General features: G+C 71.0%; 20 protein-coding genes. 11 read left to right on the plus strand and 9 right to left on the minus strand.

Annotation, left to right across the window (positions count from 1 at the left end; genetic code table 11):
- Window positions 1-97 precede the first annotated feature (97 nt).
- The 5 genes from ACFYWM_RS01390 to ACFYWM_RS01410 all read right to left on the minus strand — a co-directional run bounded on the left by ACFYWM_RS01390 (window position 98) and on the right by ACFYWM_RS01410 (window position 5,735).
- Window positions 98-640, minus strand: coding sequence for a dihydrofolate reductase family protein (locus ACFYWM_RS01390; protein WP_389907171.1), 543 nt, complete (start codon window positions 638-640; stop codon window positions 98-100).
- A 62-nt stretch (window positions 641-702) separates the two neighbouring features.
- Window positions 703-1,752, minus strand: a complete 1,050-nt coding sequence (locus ACFYWM_RS01395; RefSeq protein ID WP_389907173.1) for a sigma-70 family RNA polymerase sigma factor — start codon at window positions 1,750-1,752, stop codon at window positions 703-705.
- A 253-nt stretch (window positions 1,753-2,005) separates the two neighbouring features.
- Window positions 2,006-2,776, minus strand: a complete 771-nt coding sequence (locus ACFYWM_RS01400; protein ID WP_389907175.1) for a sporulation protein — start codon at window positions 2,774-2,776, stop codon at window positions 2,006-2,008.
- Between the two features lie 68 nt (window positions 2,777-2,844).
- Entirely contained in the window at window positions 2,845-4,104 is a 1,260-nt protein-coding gene (locus tag ACFYWM_RS01405) for an SPFH domain-containing protein (protein ID WP_389907177.1), read from the minus strand.
- Window positions 4,101-5,735: an SPFH domain-containing protein gene (locus ACFYWM_RS01410; RefSeq protein WP_389907179.1), complete on the minus strand. Its 1,635-nt coding sequence runs from the start codon at window positions 5,733-5,735 to the stop codon at window positions 4,101-4,103. The genes ACFYWM_RS01405 and ACFYWM_RS01410 overlap by 4 nt, the downstream gene beginning before the upstream one ends.
- A gap of 213 nt (window positions 5,736-5,948) precedes the next feature.
- Here ACFYWM_RS01410 and uvrB point away from each other — a divergent pair, with 213 nt between their 5' ends.
- Together uvrB and ACFYWM_RS01420 are read left to right on the plus strand one after the other, a co-directional pair.
- A complete protein-coding gene (uvrB, locus tag ACFYWM_RS01415) occupies window positions 5,949-8,060 on the plus strand; it encodes an excinuclease ABC subunit UvrB (RefSeq protein WP_389907181.1) in 2,112 nt (703 codons plus the stop codon).
- 160 nt (window positions 8,061-8,220) lie between these two features.
- Window positions 8,221-8,958: a hypothetical protein gene (locus tag ACFYWM_RS01420; protein ID WP_389907183.1), complete on the plus strand. Its 738-nt coding sequence runs from the start codon at window positions 8,221-8,223 to the stop codon at window positions 8,956-8,958.
- Here ACFYWM_RS01420 and ACFYWM_RS01425 read toward each other — a convergent pair.
- The 4 genes from ACFYWM_RS01425 to ACFYWM_RS01440 form a co-directional block, all read right to left on the minus strand.
- Entirely contained in the window at window positions 8,945-9,526 is a 582-nt protein-coding gene (locus ACFYWM_RS01425) for a Uma2 family endonuclease (protein ID WP_389907185.1), read from the minus strand. The two genes, ACFYWM_RS01420 and ACFYWM_RS01425, sit on opposite strands and share 14 nt — an antisense overlap.
- Window positions 9,527-9,693: 167 nt before the next feature.
- Window positions 9,694-10,308 carry a hypothetical protein gene (locus tag ACFYWM_RS01430; protein ID WP_389907187.1) on the minus strand — a complete coding sequence of 205 codons (615 nt, stop codon included), beginning with the start codon at window positions 10,306-10,308 and terminating at the stop codon, window positions 9,694-9,696.
- Between the two features lie 316 nt (window positions 10,309-10,624).
- Complete coding sequence (locus ACFYWM_RS01435; RefSeq protein WP_389907189.1) at window positions 10,625-11,215, minus strand: DUF4126 domain-containing protein; 591 nt, start codon at window positions 11,213-11,215, stop codon at window positions 10,625-10,627.
- A gap of 28 nt (window positions 11,216-11,243) precedes the next feature.
- Entirely contained in the window at window positions 11,244-11,993 is a 750-nt protein-coding gene (locus ACFYWM_RS01440) for an acyltransferase (protein WP_389907191.1), read from the minus strand.
- Window positions 11,994-12,149: 156 nt separating this feature from the next.
- Between ACFYWM_RS01440 and ACFYWM_RS01445 the strand changes: the two genes are divergently transcribed.
- The 9 genes from ACFYWM_RS01445 (at window position 12,150) to ACFYWM_RS01485 (ending at window position 21,489) form a co-directional block, all read left to right on the plus strand.
- Entirely contained in the window at window positions 12,150-13,820 is a 1,671-nt protein-coding gene (locus tag ACFYWM_RS01445; RefSeq protein WP_389907193.1) for a CTP synthase, read from the plus strand.
- A gap of 26 nt (window positions 13,821-13,846) precedes the next feature.
- On the plus strand, window positions 13,847-14,458 hold the full coding sequence (locus ACFYWM_RS01450) for an NUDIX domain-containing protein (RefSeq protein WP_389907195.1): 612 nt from the start codon (window positions 13,847-13,849) through the stop codon (window positions 14,456-14,458).
- A gap of 12 nt (window positions 14,459-14,470) precedes the next feature.
- Entirely contained in the window at window positions 14,471-15,397 is a 927-nt protein-coding gene (locus ACFYWM_RS01455; RefSeq protein WP_389907525.1) for a tyrosine recombinase, read from the plus strand.
- A 99-nt stretch (window positions 15,398-15,496) separates the two neighbouring features.
- A complete protein-coding gene (locus ACFYWM_RS01460; RefSeq protein ID WP_329093373.1) occupies window positions 15,497-16,444 on the plus strand; it encodes a ParA family protein in 948 nt (315 codons plus the stop codon).
- A 30-nt stretch (window positions 16,445-16,474) separates the two neighbouring features.
- The gene (locus ACFYWM_RS01465) at window positions 16,475-17,317 is read left to right on the plus strand and encodes a segregation and condensation protein A (protein WP_389907197.1); all 843 of its coding nucleotides are present in this window, start codon (window positions 16,475-16,477) and stop codon (window positions 17,315-17,317) included.
- Window positions 17,310-17,993 (plus strand): SMC-Scp complex subunit ScpB, encoded by a 684-nt coding sequence (gene scpB / locus ACFYWM_RS01470; RefSeq protein ID WP_389907199.1) that lies wholly within the window; start codon window positions 17,310-17,312, stop codon window positions 17,991-17,993. Before ACFYWM_RS01465 ends, scpB begins: the two co-directional genes overlap by 8 nt.
- 1,238 nt (window positions 17,994-19,231) lie before the next feature.
- Entirely contained in the window at window positions 19,232-19,888 is a 657-nt protein-coding gene (locus ACFYWM_RS01475; RefSeq protein ID WP_389907201.1) for a pseudouridine synthase, read from the plus strand.
- A 76-nt stretch (window positions 19,889-19,964) separates the two neighbouring features.
- Entirely contained in the window at window positions 19,965-20,324 is a 360-nt protein-coding gene (aroH, locus tag ACFYWM_RS01480) for a chorismate mutase (RefSeq protein WP_389907203.1), read from the plus strand.
- A 52-nt stretch (window positions 20,325-20,376) separates the two neighbouring features.
- On the plus strand, window positions 20,377-21,489 hold the full coding sequence (locus tag ACFYWM_RS01485) for a prephenate dehydrogenase (RefSeq protein ID WP_389907205.1): 1,113 nt from the start codon (window positions 20,377-20,379) through the stop codon (window positions 21,487-21,489).
- Window positions 21,490-21,594: the final 105 nt, after the last annotated feature.

Here is a 21,594-nt window from a genome sequence, read left to right on the forward strand (position 1 = left end):
AATTGACCACAGAGCGTCCCGCTGTCGGTGACGGCCCGGTCCGGGGTGGCAGGGCACCGATCGGGTGACCGGAAAGCGTTCTGCCGCCGGGGACGGCTCAGCGGACGACGCGGAACCGGATGCCCGTCGCGTGCGGCACCTCGGCCAGCTCGACGCGTTCCAGCCTGACGTTGGTCCCGCCCGGGTGGTCGAAGAGCCGGACGCCGTCACCCAGCATGACGGGTGCGACGAACACGAGGATCTCGTCGAGCACACCCGCCTCAAGGCACTGCCGGGCGACGTCGGCGCCGAGGATGTTGACGTACTTCCCACCCGCGGCGGCCCTGGCCGCGGTGACGCCGCTGTCGAGGTCGCCGACGAAGGTGACGCCCGGCACCGGGGTGTCCGGTGCGTGGTGGGTGAGCACGAACTGCGGCCCGCTCCATCCTCCGCCGAACGCCTCGCCCTCCTTGTCCGTGCCCCGGTGGGGGTCGTCGCCGCCGAAGGTGCGGTTGCCGACGAGAAGCGCGCCGATCTCGCCGACGAGCCTGTCGACCGTCGGGTTGGGGCCGAGGTGTTCGGACATCCAGGACATGTCACCGCCAGGCCCGGCGATGAAGCCGTCCAGCGACATGGTGACCGAATACAGCATCCTGCTCATGAGCTACCTCCGTCGGATCGGTTCCAGCTGACCCGTGCTGAGACGGCGGATCGCGCGAGAACTCATCGGTCCTCAGGAGACAACGTCATGGGCAGGGAGAACGCCGCGAACAGGCCGGGGTCGTGGAAGGCGACGGCCTCCGCGATCCGGTCGTCCTCGATCCGCAGCGCGGAGATCCCGAAGGCGCGGTAGGCGGGCTCGCCGGGGCGCCGTACGTAGGTCGCCACGGCCGGTTGCCGGTTGGCGCGGACGGGCAGCATCCGGAACCGGCCCACGTGGTCGGGCGAGCCGGTGTCCCAGCTCGCCGCCAGCGCCGCCACGACCGCGTCGCGGCCCCGGAACCAGGTGGGCCACGGGGGCATCTCCGTCCGTACGTCCTCGGCCAGCAGGTCGGCGACCGCGGTGAGGTCGGCGCGTTCCATCGCGTCCATGTAGCGCCGCAGCACCGCCCGCTCCCGCTCGGTGGGCTCCGCCGACGGCGCCCAGTCGAGGCGGCGTTCGGGCAGGTGCTCCCTCAGCGTCGTACGGGCCCGCTGCAACGCGCTGTTCACCGACGCCACGCTGCCGTCCAGCAGGGCGGCGACCCGCCTGGCGGGCCAGCCGAGCACGTCGCGCAGGATCAGCGCCGCCCGCTGCCGGGGCGGCAGGTGCTGGAGCGCGGCCAGGAACGCGAGCTCGATCGTCTCCCTGGTGACGACCACGGAGTCGGGCTCGGCCTCGCTCGGCGCGGAGGGCTCCCGCAGCAGCCGGTCGGGGAAGGGCTGCAGCCACGCGATGTCGGCGGGGGGCGCCAGCGCGGCGCCCGGATCCGACGGCCCCGCCAGGTGGCGGGGAAGCACCCGGTGGTGCGCCCGGCCGTCGAGGACGTCGAGGCAGGCGTTCGTCGCGATCCGGTACAGCCATGCCCGGAACGTCGAGCGCCCCTCGAAGCCGCCGAGACCCTTCCACGCGCGCAGGAACGTCTCCTGCGTCAGGTCCTCAGCCTCGTCGAACGAGCCCAGCATCCGGTAGCAGTGCACCCGCAGCTCACCCCGGTGACGCTCGACGAGCGCGGCGAACGCGGACTCGTCACCCGCCCGCGCGGCCTCCACCGTCGCATCGCCGCCCAACACCCGTCCTCCGCCCCATCCCGTCACCGGCCGACCCCTGGCAGGGACCCTACGGCAGACAGGAAGGAGTCGCGGCCCGGCGGGCGGGGTGGCCGATCCGGCGTCCGGCCTTCGCGAGCACACGCGCGGGGCACGATCCGGTACGCGGGCGGTGGCCCCGGCACGCCCCCGGTGCTCCTCACACGCCGTACGAACAGCGAAACGGGTGTGCCCCGGAGACCAGGGCACACCCGTCACTCACGAAGAGCGGGTAAGGCTAGAACCAGCCGCGCTTCTGGGCCATCGACTGCAGGCCGCCGCGCAGCGACTGCTCCACCTGGCCCGGGTGGTCGTTGTAGTGGACGGTGAAGCGGCTGTAGGTGTCGTTGCTGGAGCCGAAGCTGCCGCGCTTGTCGGCCTCCAGGATGATGTCCATCGCCTGGGGGCCGGCGATGAAGGTGAGCTCCAGCTCGTTGAAGTGGCGGCGGTAGTCGCCGCCCGCGTAGTACTCGATCTCCTGGAAGAACGGCATCCGCGAGCCGTGCAGGGTGCCCCGCTCCAGGTCGGCCTTCTTGAAGCGGAAGCCGAGGTTGTCCAGCGCGCCGAGGACGTGGTCCTGGGCGGGGAGCGGGTTGACGAACAGCGGGTCGAGGTCGCCCTTGTCGAGCGCGCCCGCCAGGGCGAGCTCGGTGGAGACGCCGAGCTGCATGCCGCGCAGCGGCTGGCCGCCGATGGCGCTGATCGGGGTCTCCCAGGGGACCTGGATCTCGAAGGGGGCCGACTGCGGGGCGCCCGCGGCGAGGTGGAAGGAGCCGGTGATCTGCTGGCGCAGGAAGCTGTACGTCGACTTGTACTCGTTGTCGCCGCTCTCGACCTCGACGACGGCGGTGAAGTCGATGAAGATGCCCTCCACCTTGTAGTCGGAGCCGCCGCCGCGGAAGTTGACCTGCCCGCGCAGGACCTCGCCGGGTCGCACCTGCGAGTTCTGCAGCACGGTGTCGACCTCGACACCGGCGCCGAACGCGGCCATCAGCTTACGGAACACCATCTAGGACTCCCAGGGGTTGGAGATTGTTCTCATCAAGGGGCTCGTCAGGGGGCTTGTCAGGGGGCTTGTCAGGGGGTGTGGTTCTGCGGTCCGGCCTGGCCGTTGCCGCCGCCGCCGTCGTTCAGCCGGGGCAGGATCTGGGCCAGGAGGAGGGTGGACAGGGCGGAGGTGTCGCCGGAGGCGCCGGAGGTGCGGACGACGACGGGACGCGGGGCGCTCTCGGCGAGCCTGGCGCCCACGTCGAGCCTGCGGCGGGCCAGCTCGTACTGCAGCACCGCGCGGTTGTCGCGGTAGGAGTCGGCGAGCCTGCGCAGCCCCTTCGCCTCGTTCTCGGCGGAGGTGAGCTCGGCCCGGCCCTTCGCCTCGATCTCCCAGCGCACCCGCTGCGCCTCGGTCTCGTGCTCCTCCAGCATGCGGGCGACGTCCTTACGGGCGGTGTTGGCGGCGGCTCTCACCTCGACGATACGCGCGTCCCGCGTCTTTTTGGAACGTTCGATCTCCATCAGCAGGGTGTCGATCCTGCGCTTGCGGGTGAGCTCCCACTCGCGCTCGAAGGCCGACAGCTCCTTGGCGACCTTCTCGCGGGTGGCCAGGTGCTGCTGGTACTGGTCGGGCAGCTGCACGTCGGGGATGTTGGCGCCGGTGATGCGCACGCCGTACCGGCCGAGCTGGCGGGTGAGGAGTTCCTGCATGTCGCCGACGTCGGACCCGCGCAGGTCGTAGGCGCGCTCGGTGTGCACCAGGCGGCTGCGCTGGCGGATGGCGTCCTGTACGGCGCTGCTGAGCACCAGGTCGAAGTTACCGGCGCCGATCGTACGGACGAAGGCCACCGGGTCGACGATGCGGAACTTCAGGAAGAACTCGATCGACTTGAGCGGGACGTTCTCCGCCGTCGGGCAGGCCGCGATCGGCGCGGAGTAGGGGATCTCGGTGGAGGTGTCGACCACCGCGTCCACCCGGTCCCACGGCAGCCACAGGTAGTGGCGTCCGGGGGGCAGCGTGCCGACGATGGCCCCCCACCGGCTGCGCACGCCCGTGGTGCCCTCCTCGATCTCGATGATCGCCCGGCGCCAGAGCCACACCAGCGCCGCGACCAGGGAGAACACCGCTCCGACCGCGGCCAGGAAGGAGATCGCCCCGCCGGCGAACACCGCCGTCCCGGCCAGGTAGAGGGCGAGGAGGAGCAGCGCCACCCAGGCGAAGCCGCGGCGGTCCTTGGGGATCACCACCGGGACCAGCTGGCCCGACTCGCCGCCGCGCAGCAGCTGGCGGATCTCCGACCAGGCGGCCAGGGATTCCTTGATCTTGGAGAACTCTCTGCCGCTCATCGGACCTCTTCCTGGATGTTCTGGCCCGCGACGGGGACGGGGACGACGGTGTCCGCGGGCGGGTTGAGCAGGGAGCTGATCTCCGCCCCGCGCTCCTCGACACGGCCGCCGATCTCGTTCATCCGGGCCCTGATCGCGGCCATGTCCGCCTGCGAGAACAGCTGGGCCTCGGGGTTGCCGACCAGCTGCCTGGCCAGCGCGAGCAGGTCGATGTCGACGGCGTCGCCGACCTGCACCAGGTGCGGCAGGTGCGAGGCGACGGCCTCCAGCTTGTCGAGCAGGTCCTGCTGGAAGCGGTAGTCGAGGATCTCCGGCGCCTCGGCGGCGCTCAGCGAGCGGATGTCCAGCGCCTGGGCCTCCAGCAGCGCCGCGTTGGCCTTGGCGACGGCCTCCGCCTCCACCAGCCGCTGGCCGCCCTGGGCCTTGGCCTGGTGGGAGGCGCGCTCCAGCGCGGTGTCGATCCTGGCCTGGTGCCCGGCGATCTCGGCGTGGATGGCCGACAGCTGCTCCTGCAGCCCGGCCAGCTCCCTGATCAGGTCACCCTCGTTCTGCTCCTTGCGCAGCTGGAGCTCGTACTCGTAGGTGTACGCCTCCTTCGCGACCCTGATCATCTCGGGGGCGGCCAGGTCCATCCGGTACTCCTGGCTGGACGGCTCGGCGTGCGTGATGTTGACGTCGGTGAGCCGTACGGCGGGCAGGAACTGCTGGTTGAGGTTGTCCAGCATGCCCATGGTGCTCTCGCCGACCAGGTCGTAGATCTCCTCGGCGCGCTGGGCGTAGATGAGGGAGCGGGTGACCTCGCTGATGGCGTTCTGCAGCTTGGCCTGGAAGCCGCTCACCGAGCCGAGCACGAAGATGAACTCGGCCGGGTCCTCGATCCGGAACTGCAGGAACAGGTCGACGCTGGCCTTGACGCCCTGCTGGGTGGGGGCCTCGCGGATGGGGGCGTTGAAGGGGTACTCACGGGTGGTGTTGACGATGTAGCTGACCCGCTTCCACGGGTTGAACAGCGTCACCCGGCCCGGCTCGGCGATCTGCACGAGCTTGCCGAACTTCGTGATCAGGGCCTTGCAGCCCTCGGGCACCATGACCACGCTCCTGCGCCACCACAGGAACGCCGCGGCCAGCACCAGCACGGCCCAGTAGTGCGGGCCGAACAGCACCCGGGCCCCCTCGGGCAGCCCGGTGGCGACGAGCCCGACCAGGCCGAGCCCGGCCAGCACGACCAGCGGGACGACCACCCTGGCGGTGGTGCCCTTGGGGATGACCACGGGGGAGATGACGTGGACCGGCTCGCCGCCGGAGCCCTTGCCGCCGAAGCTCCGGTTGACGATCTCCCCGGCCTCGTTGAGCGGGACGCTGCGGGCCTCGATGACCGTGCCGAGGGACGAGCCCTGGTCGCGGGCGGCCACGAAGTCGGAGGGGTTGAGCGCGAAGCCCTTGTCGGCACCGGAGTTCCCGGTGCCCGCCTGGCCCACGAACTGCTCGGCGACCTGGCCCGCGTACTGGCCCGCGGCCTGGCCGGCGTACTGCCCCACGGCCTGACCGACCATCTGGCGTACGTCGCCGCCCTGTCCTATGGCCTGGGCTGCGGCCCTCGCGTACTGCGCGGCTTCTCTTGGCCGGGACATCACACCTCCGGGTCGGTGACAGATCGGAAGCCCGATATATCACGCTTTGTGATCATTGGCACGCGAGACAGTCAAGGGGATCCCGCTTGCGGATCGCTTGCCACGCGGTTGACGATGGCTCGCTCGTGCGCGGACCCGTGTGGTTGACGGCGGTCCGCCCGTGCGCGGGCCTATGAAGAAGGATTGTCGGTCACGCCGCCTACAGTGGGACAGGTGAGGCCGGTAACAGATTTGCAGCGCAGGGTGGCACCCTTCGAGGTCGTCACCGAAATGATCCCATCGGGCGACCAGCCCGCCGCGATCGCCGAGCTCGAACGGCGTGTCAAGGCGGGTGACAGGGACAACGTCCTGCTGGGCGCCACGGGCACGGGCAAGACCGCCACGGTCGCCTGGCTGATCGAGCGCCTCCAGCGGCCGACCCTGGTCATCCAGCCCAACAAGACGCTCGCCGCCCAGTTCGCCAACGAGCTGCGCGAGATGCTGCCCAACAACGCGGTCGAATACTTCGTCTCCTACTACGACTACTACCAGCCCGAGGCGTACGTCCCGCAGAGCGACACCTACATCGAGAAGGACTCCTCGATCAACGAGGAGGTCGAGCGGCTGCGCCACTCGGCGACCAACTCGCTGCTGACCCGCCGCGACACGATCGTGGTGGCCTCCGTGTCGTGCATCTACGGCCTGGGCACCCCGCAGGAGTACGTCGACCGCATGGTCAGGCTCAAGGTCGGCCAGGAGATCGACCGCGACACCCTGCTGCGCCGCCTGGTCGACATGCAGTACGTCCGCAACGACATGGCCTTCACCCGGGGCACCTTCCGGGTGCGCGGCGACACCGTCGAGATCATCCCCAAGTACGAAGAGCTCGCGGTGCGGATCGAGATGTTCGGCGACGAGATCGAGAAGCTCGCGACCATGCACCCGCTCACCGGCGAGGTGATCACCGAGGACGAGGAGCTCTACATCTTCCCCGCCTCCCACTACGTCGCGGGCGCCGAGCGGATGGAGAAGGCCATCCAGGGCATCGAGGCCGAGCTGGCCGAGACCCTGGAGACCATGGAGCGCCAGGGCAAGCTCCTGGAGGCCCAGCGGCTGCGCATGCGCACCACCTACGACCTGGAGATGATGCGCCAGATCGGCACCTGCTCCGGCATCGAGAACTACTCGCGCCACATGGACGGCCGCACCCCGGGCAGCGCCCCCAACACCCTGCTCGACTACTTCCCCGAGGACTTCATGCTGGTCCTGGACGAGTCCCACCAGACCGTCCCGCAGATCGGCGCGATGTACGAGGGGGACGCCTCCCGCAAGCGCACGCTCGTCGACCACGGCTTCCGCCTGCCGTCCGCGATGGACAACCGCCCGCTGAAGTGGGAGGAGTTCCTGGAGCGGATCGGCCAGACGGTCTACCTGTCGGCCACCCCCGGCACCTACGAGCTGGGCCGCTCCAAGGGCGACGTGGTCGAGCAGGTCATCCGCCCGACCGGCCTGATCGACCCCGAGGTGATCGTCAAGCCGACCAAGTCGCAGATCGACGACCTGATCCACGAGATCCGCACCCGCACCGAGAAGGACGAGCGGGTCCTGGTCACCACGCTGACCAAGAAGATGTCCGAGGACCTCACCGACTACCTGCTGGAGCTCGGCATCCGGGTCCGCTACCTGCACAGCGAGGTCGACACCCTGCGCCGCATCGAGCTGCTGCGCGAGCTGCGGATGGGCGAGTTCGACGTGCTGGTCGGCATCAACCTGCTCCGCGAGGGCCTCGACCTGCCCGAGGTGTCGCTGGTGGCCATCCTCGACGCCGACAAGGAGGGCTTCCTGCGCTCGGAGACCTCCCTGATCCAGACCATCGGCCGCGCGGCCAGAAACGTCTCCGGCCAGGTGCACATGTACGCCGACCGGGTCACCCCCTCCATGGAGCGGGCGATCGACGAGACCAACCGCCGCCGGGCCAAGCAGATCGCCTACAACGAGGCCAACGGCATCGACCCGCAGCCGCTCCGCAAGAAGATCGCCGACATCCTCGACTCGCTCAGCCGCGAGGACGCCGACACCGCCCAGCTCCTCGGCGGCAGCGGCCGCCAGCAGTCGCGCGGCAAGGCCCCGGTCCCCGGCTTCGCGGTCAAGCAGGCGGGCCAGCACGCCAAGGCGATCGCCGGAGAGATGCCCAGGGCCCAGCTGGAGGCGCTGATGGAGTCGCTCACCGAGCAGATGCACCAGGCCGCCGCCGATCTCCAGTTCGAGGTCGCCGCCCGGCTCCGCGACGAGATCAAGGAGCTCAAGCGGGAGGTACGCGACATGCGCGAGGCCGGGGTCTCCTGACCCGGTCGCCTTCCGGGCGATCCGACCCGCCGCCGGTACGACCGGTCGCCGAAGACGACGGGAGGGCCGGGGCCACCCGGGGGCAAGGCATCCGGGAGGCGCGGCCGGGCCGGGGGAAAACGGCTCGTCCGTCACGAGGGCGCCCGGATACGGTCGTCGTATGCGACGGTGTGCCGGCTGCGGCTGCTGGGAGTACGGAGGGGCGCCCGGCTGCGACCGGTGCGCGGCGCTGGTCGACCGGATCGTCGAGGACGGCTGGCGGGAGTTCCTGCGAGGGCGGTTCGGCGCGACCGGGCCGCCCGCCGGGCGCGGCGAGGCCGGGCCGTCCGCTGGACGCGGAGAGGGCGGACCGCCCGCCGGGTCCGGTACGGCTGAACCGGCCGTCGGGTCCGGCGGGGGCGGGGGGCGCGGCGGGGGAGAGCTGTCCGCAGAGGAGGAGTCGGCGATCGCCGAGATGGTCGTCGACGAGCCCGACCGGCACGACTGGCGGGTCGTCGACGGTGCCCTCGACCGGCTGGCCTGCCCCGGCTGCGGATCCCGGCTGGGCAGGGGCCCGAGGGGCTGCCCGCCCTGCGACCTCGCCGACGGCTTCCGCTACTCGGCCGTCGAGACCGACCGCCCGGGCGTCCCGCCCGGCAACGAGCACGCGATCAGGGTCGGCGTCTCGGTGATCCGCGCCGGGCACCGGCAGTCGCCACGGGCCCTGCTCGGCTGGCGCCTCGGTCTTCCCGCCCTGCTCGACGGCTTCCTGCCCACCACCGCCCAGGCCCAGGCCATGCGCGCCCGCATCAACGCCGGGGCGACCTACGACGACCTCGCGGAAACGTGGGACCCACCGGACGCCTCCGGGTCGGAGGCCCACGGTCTCGACCGCGGGGGAGAGGTCAGGGGCCGATGAACGTGCCGAGGTCGAGATCGATGTCGACCTCGAAGCCGACGTCCGTCTTCAGCCGCCCCCGATGGATGCCCGTCGGGACATAGGCCTTGACGGCGGGCTCCAGCTCGAAGGTGTAGACGACGGGTCTGTCGTCCTCCTGCTCCACGCGCCAGAGGTGCCTGATCCCGGCGTCGGAGTATTTGATGGGCTTGGTGGTGCGGTCTCGCTCCAGCGATTCGGGAGACACCACCTCGACCACCAGGTGCACGTCCTCGGGCTTGAACGAGGTCGTCCTCAGGCTCGTCAGCGCGGAGGCCGCCACCACCATGATGTCGGGCTCGGGCCGCTGCCTCATGCCCAGGGTCACGGTCATCTCCCGGACGACGGCAAGATCGTCGGGAGGTGTGAGCCTGCTTTCGAGAAGTCTGAGCATGAGCATGTGGAAAGCGGTCTGCGGAGACATCATGATGAGCGACCCGTCGATCAGTTCGACATGCCGGGGCGCGCCGGGGGGAAGATGATCGAGCATGTCGGCGGTCCACCCGCCAGTCGGCCCCGGGTAGAACCACTCGGGGAAAACGGCTGTCATCAGAGAACCTCCTTCGGCGACACCCGGAACATTACCTGACGGAGTCATCCTGGCACTCACCGTGCACGACTCGTGGGTCGTTCGGGACGCGGTGACCACGAGCGGCCACCGGCCGGTGACCGGTCCGTCGCCGGTCACCTCATGGCGGGGACGCCGTGAGGGGAGGGTCAGCGGGAGTCGTCGGGGTGGGTGCGGTTGATCATCGTGCGGTTGTAGAGCTCGTCGATCTGGTCCAGCGGGTCGGGGGCGCGGCGGCGGGCCTCGATCTCCAGGTCGGTGCGGCCCTGGATCTCGTCGATGCCCCCGGACGAGTGCGCCATCTGGTCGTCGCGCAGGTCGGCCCTGATCCTGGCGCAGGACGTGGTCAGCTTGGCGTGGTGCTCGCGCAGGCGGCCCAGCGCCGTGTGGTCGATGTAGGGCGAGACCCGGCGTTCCTGGGCGTAATGGGCGAGCTGGGCGTCGAGCTGGTCGGCGTGCACCGAGATCTCCGCCACGAGGTGGGGCAGGTCGCCCAGGCCCCAGCCGGCATGCAGCGCGTTGTCCACGGCCTGGCGGGTCAGGGAGACCTCGCGCCGCAGGTCGAGGCGCATCCGCTCGGTCTCCGCGGCGTCGCCGGTGCCCATCGCCGCCACGTGGGTCGCGACCCTGGTGGAGACGGCCCTGGCCTTCTTCGTGGCCTTCTTGCCGACCTTGACCAGAAAGTAGATCCCGACTCCTCCCAGGAGAAGGAAGAACAGCAGGATCACCAGCAGGACGATCAGGAAATCGCCGATCGGAGCCACCTCCCGACAGGGGCTGGACAGGGTGTTTCGAGCATATCCCGCGCCGCGGCCCCCGCGTGGGGGGCGAGCCTCGCGGAGCCGGCCGGAGCGGGCGGGGGTGCCACCCGCCCGGCTGAGGGAGTGGCACCGGTCGTGGCGGGCGCCGCGGCGCGGACCACCACACCGTGGCCCGCGGAAGAGCCCGCGGAAGAGCCCGCGGAAGAGCCCGCGGAAGAGCCCGCGGAAGAGCCCGCGGAAGAGCCCGCGGAAGAGCCCGCGGAACAGGCCGCGGAAAAGGGGGCGGCACGCTTCGTGGCGCGGTCGCGCGGGTGCGGTCTCATCGCAGGCTCGGGGCGGCCGTCCGCCGTCGCCGTATCCTGCGGGTCGCCCACCAGGCGAACAGCGCCAGCCCCGCCACCACCACGACGACCAGGACCGGCAGGAAGATCGCCACCAGGCTGATGCCCAGGGCCCCGGCGTCCTCGACCGTGCTGACCACGGGCGCTCCCACCCCGGCCGTGGTGGCGTTGACCACGGGCCTGGTGGTCGCCTTCATGGTGTGCACGGCCAGGGCGATCACGATTCCCAGCACCCAGCTGAGCCAGGGGTTGTGGGTCATCCAGGTCGAGCCGTCCAGTCGGGCGGCGGCCTCGGTGGCGCTGAAGACCACGCCGCCGGAGGCCGGGCGGACGACGGTCTGGATCATGTCGTTGACGCTGTCGACCACCGGGACCTTGTCGAGCACGAACTCCGCCAGGAGCAGCACGCCGATGATCCCGAGCACCCAGCCGTTGGACAGCCAGGCGAACTCCTGCGGCAGCCGTACGTGATCGGTGAAGTTGGCGAGCAGGCCGACCACCAGCAGCGGGATGTAGGCGTTGAGCCCGGCCGCGGTGGAGAGTCCAAGGCCCGTCAGTGCCGCGAGCATCGCACCTCCGTAGTTTCTCTCTCCTCCTTCAACGGTTCCCGGCCGTCGATCGATCCCGATCCGTGCCCTCTCGCGGTATCACTCCGGTCTCGGTGTCCGTGACGTCCACAGGGCCCGCGGGCTTCCCGGTCTCCGCGACCTCCATGTGGGGCGGCAGCCACCCCTGGCCCGGCACGTAGTGGCGCACCACCTTGGCGGGGATGCCCGCGATCACGCTGTGGTCGGGGAACTCCCCGCGTACCACCGCCCCGCCCGCCACCACGCACTGCCTGCCGATCCGGGTGCCCGGCAGGATGATCGCGCCGGTGCCCAGCCATGAGCCCGACCCGATCGACACCGGGTTGTTGCGCGGCCACTGGCGGCCGATCGGCGCCTCGGGGTCGTCGTAGACGTGGTTCTGGTCGGTGATGTAGACGTACGGGCCGGTGAAGACGTCGTCGCCGATGTCGATCGACTGGTGGCCCACGATGTGGCTGCCCCTGCCGATGGAGCAGCCCCCGCCGATCCGCACGATCGAGTCCGGGCCCAGGTCCACCCCGGGGCCCATGCCCGTGGAGATGGAGACCCGCTCGCCGATCAGGGTGTGGTCGCCGATCTCGATCCAGGCCTCGCCGAAGACGGCTCCGAGCGGGAACGACAGGCAGGCGCCCTCGCCGAGGTGCCGGAAGCGGTACCCGGCGGGGCTGGCGGGGGTGACGGCGCCGGCCTCGCGGACCGCTTCCCAGAGCCGGTGGACGACGCTGCCCAAGGCACGCCGTACCACACCATGAAGTGACATAACGGATCAAATTACCGCTTGGTTGGGTTTGAGGAGAATGCGGGTGGGGGGTTGTTCGGGCACTTCGCCTGCGCCGTTTGTTATTCTGAGAGCCCGTGGACCTGTAGGCCATTCATCAGGGTGCGCCGACGATCTGTAACGACCACGGGAGCCTTCTTGCGCAGCGCCGCACACACCAAGCATCTGTTCGTCACCGGCGGCGTCGCCTCCAGTCTTGGGAAGGGACTGACGGCCTCCAGCCTCGGGCGCCTCCTCAAGCTGCGCGGCCTGCGGGTCACCATGCAGAAACTCGACCCCTACCTCAACGTCGACCCCGGCACGATGAACCCGTTCCAGCACGGTGAGGTGTTCGTCACAGACGACGGCGCCGAGACCGACCTCGACGTCGGCCACTACGAGCGCTTCCTCGACACCGAGCTGCACGGCTCGGCCAACGTGACCACCGGCCAGGTCTACTCCAACGTCATCGCCAAGGAGCGCCGCGGCGAGTATCTCGGTGACACCGTGCAGGTCATCCCGCACATCACCAACGAGATCAAGGACCGCATCCGGTCGATGGCCGGCCCCGACGTGGACGTGGTCATCACCGAGGTCGGCGGCACCGTGGGCGACATCGAGTCGCTGCCCTTCCTGGAGGCCGTCCGCCAGGTCCGCCACGAGGTCGGCCGCGACAACGTGTTCTTCCTGCACGTCTCGCTGCTGCCGTACATCGGGCCGAGCGGGGAGCTGAAGACCAAGCCGACCCAGCACTCGGTCGCCGCGCTGCGCAGCATCGGCATCCAGCCCGACGCGATCGTCCTGCGCTCCGACCGCCCGGTCACGAACGCGATCAAGCGCAAGATCAGCCTGATGTGCGACGTGGACGAGGACGCGGTCGTCTCCGCCATCGACGCCGCCAGCATCTACGACATCCCCAAGGTCCTGCACTCCGAGGGCCTGGACGCCTACGTGGTGCGCCGCCTGGGCCTGCCCTTCAGGGACGTCGACTGGAAGGAGTGGGAGCAGCTGCTGCGCCGGGTGCACCGCCCGGCCAACGAGGTCACGATCGCGCTCGTCGGCAAGTACATCGACCTGCCCGACGCCTACCTGTCGGTCACCGAGGCGCTGCGCGCGGGCGGCTTCGCCAACGACGCCCGCGTCAACATCCGCTGGGTCAAGAGCGACGACTGCGAGACCCCCGAGGGCGCGGCCCGCGAGCTCGACGGCGTCGACGGGGTCCTGGTGCCCGGCGGCTTCGGCGTACGCGGCATCGAGGGCAAGGTCGGCGCGATCCGGCACGTCAGGGAGAACAAGATCCCGCTGCTCGGCATCTGCCTGGGCATGCAGTGCATGGTCATCGACGCCGCCCGCAACCTCGCGGACATCGAGGACGCCGGAAGCACCGAGTTCGACGCCGAGACCACCCACCCGGTCATCTCCACCATGGCCGACCAGGAGGACGTCGTCTCCGGCGAGCGCGACATGGGCGGCACCATGAGGCTCGGCCTCTACCCGGCCAGGCTCGGCGAGGGCACGCTCGCCCGCCAGCTGTACGGCATGGCGAAGGTGGACGAGCGCCATCGCCACCGCTACGAGGTCAACAACGCCTACCGCGAGCAGCTGGAGAAGGTCGGCCTGGTCTTCTCCGGCCTCTCGCCCGACGGCCGCCTGGTGGAGTACGCCGAGCTGCCCGCCGACGTGCACCCCTTCTTCATCGGCACCCAGGCGCACCCGGAGTTCCGTTCCCGGCCGACCCGGGCGCACCCGCTGTTCAAGGGCCTGATCGGCGCCGCCCTGACGTACGCCGACATCCGCGGCACCGCCGCCAAGGCGGGGCGGGGAAAGTGAGCGGCGCGGGAGAAGGCCGGGACCCCGTGGAGGTCGTGGACGTTCCGGAGGAGTGGAAGGTCGTCTCCTCCACCGAGCACTTCCGCGCCCGCGTCATCACCGGGGTCACCGACGCGGTCGTCATGCCGGACGCCGAAGTCGTCAATCGCGACTACGTGACCCACCCGGGTTCCGTGGCCGTCGTCGCCCTCGACGACAGCGGGCGGGTGCTGCTGATCCGCCAGTACCGCCACCCGGTGCGGCGGCTGCTGTGGGAGCTGCCCGCGGGGCTGCGCGACGTCGAGGGCGAGCCCCTGCAGGCCGGGGCGGCCCGCGAGCTCGCCGAGGAGGCGGGCTACCGGGCGGGCACCTGGCACACCCTGGTCGACGCCTACACCTCGCCCGGGATGACCGACGAGCGCACCCGCATCTTCCTCGCCAGGGACGTCAGTCCCATCCCCGAGGGGGAGCTGGACTTCGTCCACCGGCACGAGGAGGCCGACATGCCGGTGGTCTGGATTCCCCTGTCCGACGCGGTTCGGCGTGCCATGGCGGGAATGATCCACAATTCCCAAGCCGTGGCCGGTATTCTCGCCGCATACGCCGCTTCGGCGGATGGATTCGCCTCACTGCGGCCCGCCGACGCACCGGAGGCATGACAGGAGGACACCCTGAGCGAGACGGAGGCCGTCCTCTCCAGCTACCTCGCCCATCTGGCCGTGGAGCGGGGCCTGGCCGCCAACACCCTGGCCTCCTACCGCCGCGACCTCCTGCGGTACGTCGAGCATCTCAGGCACCGCGGGCGCGTCACCTTCGGCGAGATCGCCGAGGGTGACGTCACCGCCTTCGTGGTGGCGCTCAGGGAGGGCGACGGGGGACACCAGGCCCTCGTCGCCGCCTCGGCGGCGCGGGCCGTCTCCGCGGTGCGCGGCCTGCACCGCTTCGCGCTGAGCCAGGGCGTCTGCCGTCACGACCCGGCCCACGAGGTACGCGCGCCGCGCCAGCTCAGGCGGCTTCCCAAGGCGATCAGCGTCCGCGACGTGGAGCGCCTGATCGCCGCCTCGGGCCCCGACGGAGCCCCGCTCACGCTGCGCAACCGGGCCCTGCTCGAACTGCTGTACGGCACCGGGGCGCGCATCTCCGAGGCCGTGGGGCTCACCGTCGACGACGTCGACCTGGAGGCCGAGGCCCAGCGGGTGTGCCTGCGGGGCAAGGGCGGACGCACCCGGCTGGTGCCGCTGGGCGGCTTCGCGGGGGAGGCGCTGCGCGCCTACCTCACCCGGGCGCGCCCCCGCATCGCCTCGCACGGCCGGGGCACCTCGGGGCTCTTCCTCAACGCCAGGGGCGGGCGGCTCACCCGCCAGGGCGCCTGGGAGGTCCTGCAGGCCGCCGCCGAGCGCGGCGGGCTCGAAGGAGTGTCGCCACACATGTTGCGACATTCGTTCGCAACACACCTCCTTGACGGGGGTGTGGACGTTAGGGTGGTTCAGGAACTACTCGGCCACGCCTCGGTGACCACCACCCAGGTGTACACGCAGGTCACGGTCGACAAGCTCCGCGAGGTCTGTGCCGCCGCGCATCCGCGCACGCGGGATTGACCTTGCTTATGTCCGGGCGTGCCGCCTTGCCGCATACGTGTTGACGCCATAGTGTCCGTCCGGACGGTCCGGTTAGAGGCCGTCAGGGAGGTTCGACTGGTGACTGTGACCACCGACGGTTCTATCCGGGGAACGACCCCGGCAAACCCCGAGAATCCCTGGGGCGACACCAAGACCGCCGGGACCCCTCGCAGCGGGGGAGTCCTCGGCCCGACCGGGCGTCCCCGGCCGGTCTTCCCCGACCCGCCCCCCCGTACGGTGCACGGGCCGGCGAGGGTCGTCGCCATGGTCAACCAGAAGGGCGGCGTCGGCAAGACGACGACCACGATCAACCTGGGCGCCGCGCTGGCGGAGGCCGGGCTCAAGGTCCTGCTGGTCGACTTCGACCCGCAGGGCGCCCTCTCGGTCGGCCTCGGGATCAACCCCCTCCAGCTCGACCTGACGGTCTACAACCTCCTCATGGAGCGGCAGATCACCGCCAGGGACGTGCTGCTGGAGACCGGCGTCGAGGGCATGGACCTGCTGCCCAGCAACATCGACCTGTCGGCGGCGGAGGTCCAGCTCGTCACGGAGGTCGCCCGCGAGCAGGTGCTCGGCCGGGTGATCAAGCCTCTCCTGCCCGAGTACGACGTGTGCCTGATCGACTGCCAGCCCTCCCTGGGCCTGCTCACGATCAACGCGCTGGCCTGCGCGCACGGCGTGATGGTGCCGCTGGAGTGCGAGTTCTTCGCGCTGCGCGGTGTCGCGCTGCTCATGGACACCATCATCAAGGTCCAGGAGCGCATCAACGACGAGCTGGTCATCGAGGGCCTGCTCGCCACCATGTACGACGCGCGCACCCTGCACGGCCGCGAGGTGCTGGCCCGGGTCGTCGAGGCCTTCGACGAGAAGGTCTACCACACGGTGATCAACCGGACGGTCCGCTTCCCCGACGCCACCGTGGCCGGTGAGCCCATCACCAGCTTCGACTCCTCCTCGCTCGGCGCCAGCGCCTATCGCGAGCTGGCCAGGGAAGTCCTTGCCAGGTGGGCCGCGCTGGAGCGGTGATCCCGCCTCCGGGTGCGGGAGAATGGCGGGATGACCGAGCAGCCGAAGACCGACGATGACACCTTCAAGGTGCATCTGGAGGTCTTCGAGGGCCCTTTCGACCTTCTGCTCGGTCTGATCTCCAAGCACAAGCTGGACATCACCGAGGTCTCGCTCAGCCAGGTGACCGACGAGTTCATCTCCTACATCCGGGCCAGGGGCCCGGAGTGGGACCTGGACCAGACGAGCCACTTCCTGCTCGTCGCGGCGACCCTGCTCGACCTCAAGGCCGCCAGGCTGCTGCCCTCGGGTGAGGTCGACGACGAGGAGGACCTCGCCCTCCTGGAGGCCCGTGACCTGCTGTTCGCCCGCCTCCTGCAGTACCGGGCCTACAAGGAGGTCGTCAAGGTCTTCTCCGGCCGGATGGCCGAGGAGGCGCTGCGCTTCCCCCGTACGGTGCCGATGGAGGCCGAGTTCGCGAGCCTGCTGCCCGAGCTGATCCTCGGCATCGGCCCCGACCGCCTCGCGGAGATCGCCCAGCGGGCCTTCGCGCCCAAGACGCCCCCGTCGGTCTCGACGGCCCACATCTACCAACCGCTCGCCAATGTCCGCGAGCAGGCGGTTATCCTTGTCGAGCGGCTGCGGCGGATGCGCCGGGCGACCTTCCGGGCCCTCACCTCCGACTGCGCCGGAACCTTCGAGGTCGTGGCGCGTTTCCTGGCCGTCCTGGAGCTCTACCGGGAGGCGGCCGTGTCCTTCGAGCAGGTGGAGCCTCTCGGAGAGCTGCACGTGACCTGGACCGGCAGCGACGACGGCGATGTCGCCGTGGCCGACGACTACGACGAGACCCCGAACAGCCCGAACAGCCCGAAGAGAGAGCCCGCCGATGACTGACCTGGCACCCGAGCCCGGTCCGCGTGCCGAGATCGGTCCGCGCCCCGGGGCCGGACCGAGTGCCGAGCCGGACTCGCGTACCGCTCCTGGCCCGCATGCCGAGCCGGAGGCGCGTGCCGGGACCGGGGCGAGTGCCGGGCCGGACCTGCGCGCCGGGCTGGAGGCCGTCCTGCTGGTGGTTGACGAGCCCGTCGCCGAGGTGACGCTCGCCCAGGTTCTGGAGCGGCCCGTCCACGAGGTCGGACGGGCGATCCGCGAGCTTTCTGCGGAATACACCGCCGACGGGCGGGGTTTTGACCTGAGAGAGGTCGCGGGCGGCTGGCGTTTCTACACGCGGGCCGAGTGCGCGCCACTCGTGGAGCGGTTCGTCCGCGACGGCCAGCAGACGCGCCTGACCCAGGCCGCGCTGGAAACCCTGGCCGTGGTCGCCTACCGGCAGCCGGTGAGCCGGGCCCGGGTGGCGGCCATCCGCGGTGTCAACAGCGACGGCGTCATGCGCACGCTGATGACGAGGGGGCTGGTCGAGGAGGCCGGCACCGAACCGGAGAGCCAAGCCGTGCTCTACCGGACGAGTTCGTATTTTCTCGAGCGGATGGGCCTGCGGGAGCTCGACGAGCTTCCCGAGCTGGCGCCCTTCCTGCCCGACGACATGGAATCCCTAGAGGAGCAGAAGTAGTGAACAACAGGCGCAGTACCCCGTCCGGTGATGGACGCGGTCAAGGCCGTGGCGGAGCCCCGCGCGGTGGCAATCCCCGTGGGGGCTCGCAGTCCGGCGGATTCCGCGGCGGCTCCTCCCGGGGCGGATCCTCCTCCGGCGGGTCTCGCGGCGGCTCCCAGGGCGGCTACCGCTCCGACGGCCCGCGTCGCGATGATCGCGGTGGTTTCCGGGCGGAGCGTGATGGTTCGCGGAGCCAGTACGGGGGTGGCAGGCCTTCGGGTGGTTCGCAGGGCGGTTACCGTTCTGACGGTCCGCGTCGTGACGATCGTGGTGGTTTCCGGGCGGAGCGTGATGGTTCGCGGAGCCAGTACGGGGGTGGCAGGCCTTCGGGTGGTTCGCAGGGCGGTTACCGTTCTGACGGTCCGCGTCGCGACGACCGTGACGGCTTCCGCTCTGACGGTCCGCGTCGTGACGATCGTGGTGGTTCGTCGTCCGGTGGTTCGCGGGGTGGTTTCCGTTCTGACGGTCCGCGTCGTGACGATCGTGGTGGTTCGTCGTCCGGTGGTTCGCGGGGTGGTTTCCGTTCTGACGGTCCGCGTCGTGATGATCGTGGTGGTTTCCGGGCGGAGCGTGATGGTTCGCGGAGCCAGTACGGGGGTGGCAGGCCTTCGGGTGGTTCGCAGGGCGGTTACCGTTCTGACGGTCCGCGTCGCGACGACCGTGACGGCTTCCGTTCCGACGGTCCGCGCCGTGACGACCGCGATGGCTTCCGTTCCGATGGCCCGCGCCGTGACGACCGCGATGGTTTCCGCTCTGACGGTCCGCGCCGTGACGACCGCGGCGGCTTCCGCGCCGACCGTGACGGCTCGCGCGGCAGGCCCGGTTCCGACCGTGGCAGGCCCGGCTCCGACCGCGGTCGCGGTGACGCGCCCGCCGGTGGCTCCCGCGGCCGCTTCGGCAGGACCGGGCGCCGGGACGACGTCCAGACGATCGGCGGCGGCCGCGCCGACGCGTACGGCGAGCGCCGGACCCCCGCGGACCGGTCCGGCAACCGGGCCCCCGCGGCGAAGGCGCCGCTCAGGCCGGGCACGATCGCGAACGACCGGTTCAAGACCGCTCGCCAGCCCAAGCGCGACTCCGACTTCTACGACCGCGACTACGTCGACGAGCGCGACACCACCGAGGTCCCCGACGGCATCCGGCTGCAGAAGGTCCTCGCCCAGGCGGGCGTCGCCAGCCGCAGGGCCTGCGAGGACATGATCGGCGAGGGCCGGGTGACGGTCGACGGACAGGTGGTCCGCCGCTTCGGCGCCCGGGTCGACCCCGCCAGGCAGGTCATCCACGTCGACGGCAAGCGCCTGCCGACCATGCCCGACCTGGTCTACCTCGCGATCAACAAGCCGATCGGCGTTGTCAGCACCATGTCCGACCCGGACGGCCGTCCCTCGCTGGCCGACTTCGTGGCCGACCGCACCGAGCGGCTGTTCCACGTGGGCCGCCTCGACACCGAGACCGAGGGCCTGATCCTGCTCACCAACGACGGCGAGCTGGCCAACAGGCTCACCCACCCGAGCTACGGCGTCCAGAAGAAGTACTGGGCGAAGGTGCCCGGCCGGATCGAGCGCGACCTCGGCCGCCGCCTGAAGAAGGGCATCGAGCTGGAGGACGGCCTCGCCAAGGCCGACTCCTTCGCCCTGGTCCAGGAGCACGGCCAGCAGGCGCTGATCGAGATCGTGCTGCACGAGGGGCGCAAGCACATCGTGCGCCGCATGCTGGAGGAGGTCGGGCACCCGGTCATCGACCTGGCCCGCATCGAGTTCGGCCCGGTCAAGCTCGGCCGCCTCAAGCCGGGCACCGTACGCGCGCTGACCCTTACCGAAGTCGGGGAGCTCTACGCCGCCGTCGGGTTGTAGCCTTCCCTGAAACACGTGTTAGGACGCGCCGGATCGTCCTCGGACGATCCGGCGCGCAGGGACTGGAGGAACGACGATGGTGCGGGCGATCCGCGGTGCGACCCAGGTCGAGTCCAACGACCGGGACGCCATCCTGTCCGGGGTCACCGAACTGGTCACGGAGGTGATGGGGCGCAACAGGCTCACCACCGAGGACGTGATCAGCGTGATCTTCACGGCCACGCCCGACCTCACCGCCGAGTTCCCCGCCCTGGCCGCCCGCAAGCTCGGCTTCCACGACGTCCCGCTGATCTGCGCCTCCGAGATCGACGTCCCCGGCGCGCTGCCCCGCGTGGTGCGGCTGATGGCCCACGTCGAGGTCGACTGGCCCCGCCAGGACATCCAGCACGTCTACCTGCGTGGCGCGGTCGCCCTTCGCGTGGACATCGCCCAGTGAGCCCCGAAGGCCCCGAGGGCACCGAGAGTTCCGAAGGCCCCGTGGGCCACTTATGCGGCACCACCTCGGAGGGGCGCGCGTGAGCGGCCTGGAGAGCGTCCTGGTCGTCGGTACGGGACTGATCGGCACCTCGATCGCGCTGGCCCTGCGCGAGCAGGGCGTGGCCGTCCACCTGGCCGACAGCGACCCGGGATCCCTGCGCCTGGCGCGGGAGCTGGGCGCGGGGGTCGAGTGGGCCGAGGGCGTGACCGTGGACGTCGCGGTCATCGCGGTTCCGCCGCAGGTGGTCGCTGGGCGGCTCGCCGCCCTCCAGAAGGCCGGTGCGGCCCGCTTCTACACCGACGTGGCCAGCGTCAAGGCGCTCCCGCTCCGGGAGGCCGTGAGCCTCGGCTGCGACCTGACGACCTACGTCGCCGGGCACCCGCTCGCCGGGCGCGAGCGCTCCGGGCCCGCCGCGGCGCGGGCCGACCTGTTCCTCGGGCGCCCGTGGGCGCTGTGCCCGACCCCGGAGACCTCACCGGACGCCCTGGAGGCCCTGTACGGGCTCGTCAAGCTCTGCGGCGGCGAGGCGGTCAGGATCGGTGCCGAGGAGCACGACAGGGCCGTGGCGGTCGTCTCGCACGCCCCGCACGTGGCCGCCTCCGCGGTGGCCGCCCGTCTCGCGGAGGCTCCGGTCACCGCGCTCGGACTGGCCGGGCCGGGAGTGCGCGACGTCACCCGCATCGCGGCGAGCGACCCGAGGCTCTGGACCGGGATCCTGTCGGGCAACGCGCTGCCGGTGGCGGAGGTGCTGGAGGCGGTGGCGGCCGACCTGGCCGCCGCGGCGGCCTCGCTCCGCACCTCGGCGGCCGCCGCCGACCCCGGCGAGGCCATGATCCGCGTCACCGAGCTGCTGCACCGGGGCGTCGCCGGTACGGGCAGGATCCCCGGCAAGCACGGCGGTCCGGCGCGCACCTACGCGACCGTCCAGGTCATCGTCGGCGACCGGCCCGGCGAGCTGGCCCGGCTGTTCCAGGCGGCGAAGGAGGCGGGCGTCAACATCGAGGACGTCCGGCTGGAGCACGCCCCCGGCCTGCCGCTGGGCGCCGCCGAGCTCTGGGTGCGCCCGGAGGCGGTGGCGGCGCTGTCGGAGGCCCTTCGGGAGAGCGGCTGGCACCTGCCCTGACCCCTCCCTCCTGATCTTCGGCCGTCCTCGCGGGGCACGACGCCGCGAGGCCGGCCGGAGGCGTGGCGGCCGGGCGCCCGTCTTCTCGCTCGATGCGTGGTTCCT

It is taken from the genome of Streptosporangium sp. NPDC002721, from assembly GCF_042888905.1.
GTDB lineage: Bacteria > Actinomycetota > Actinomycetes > Streptosporangiales > Streptosporangiaceae > Streptosporangium.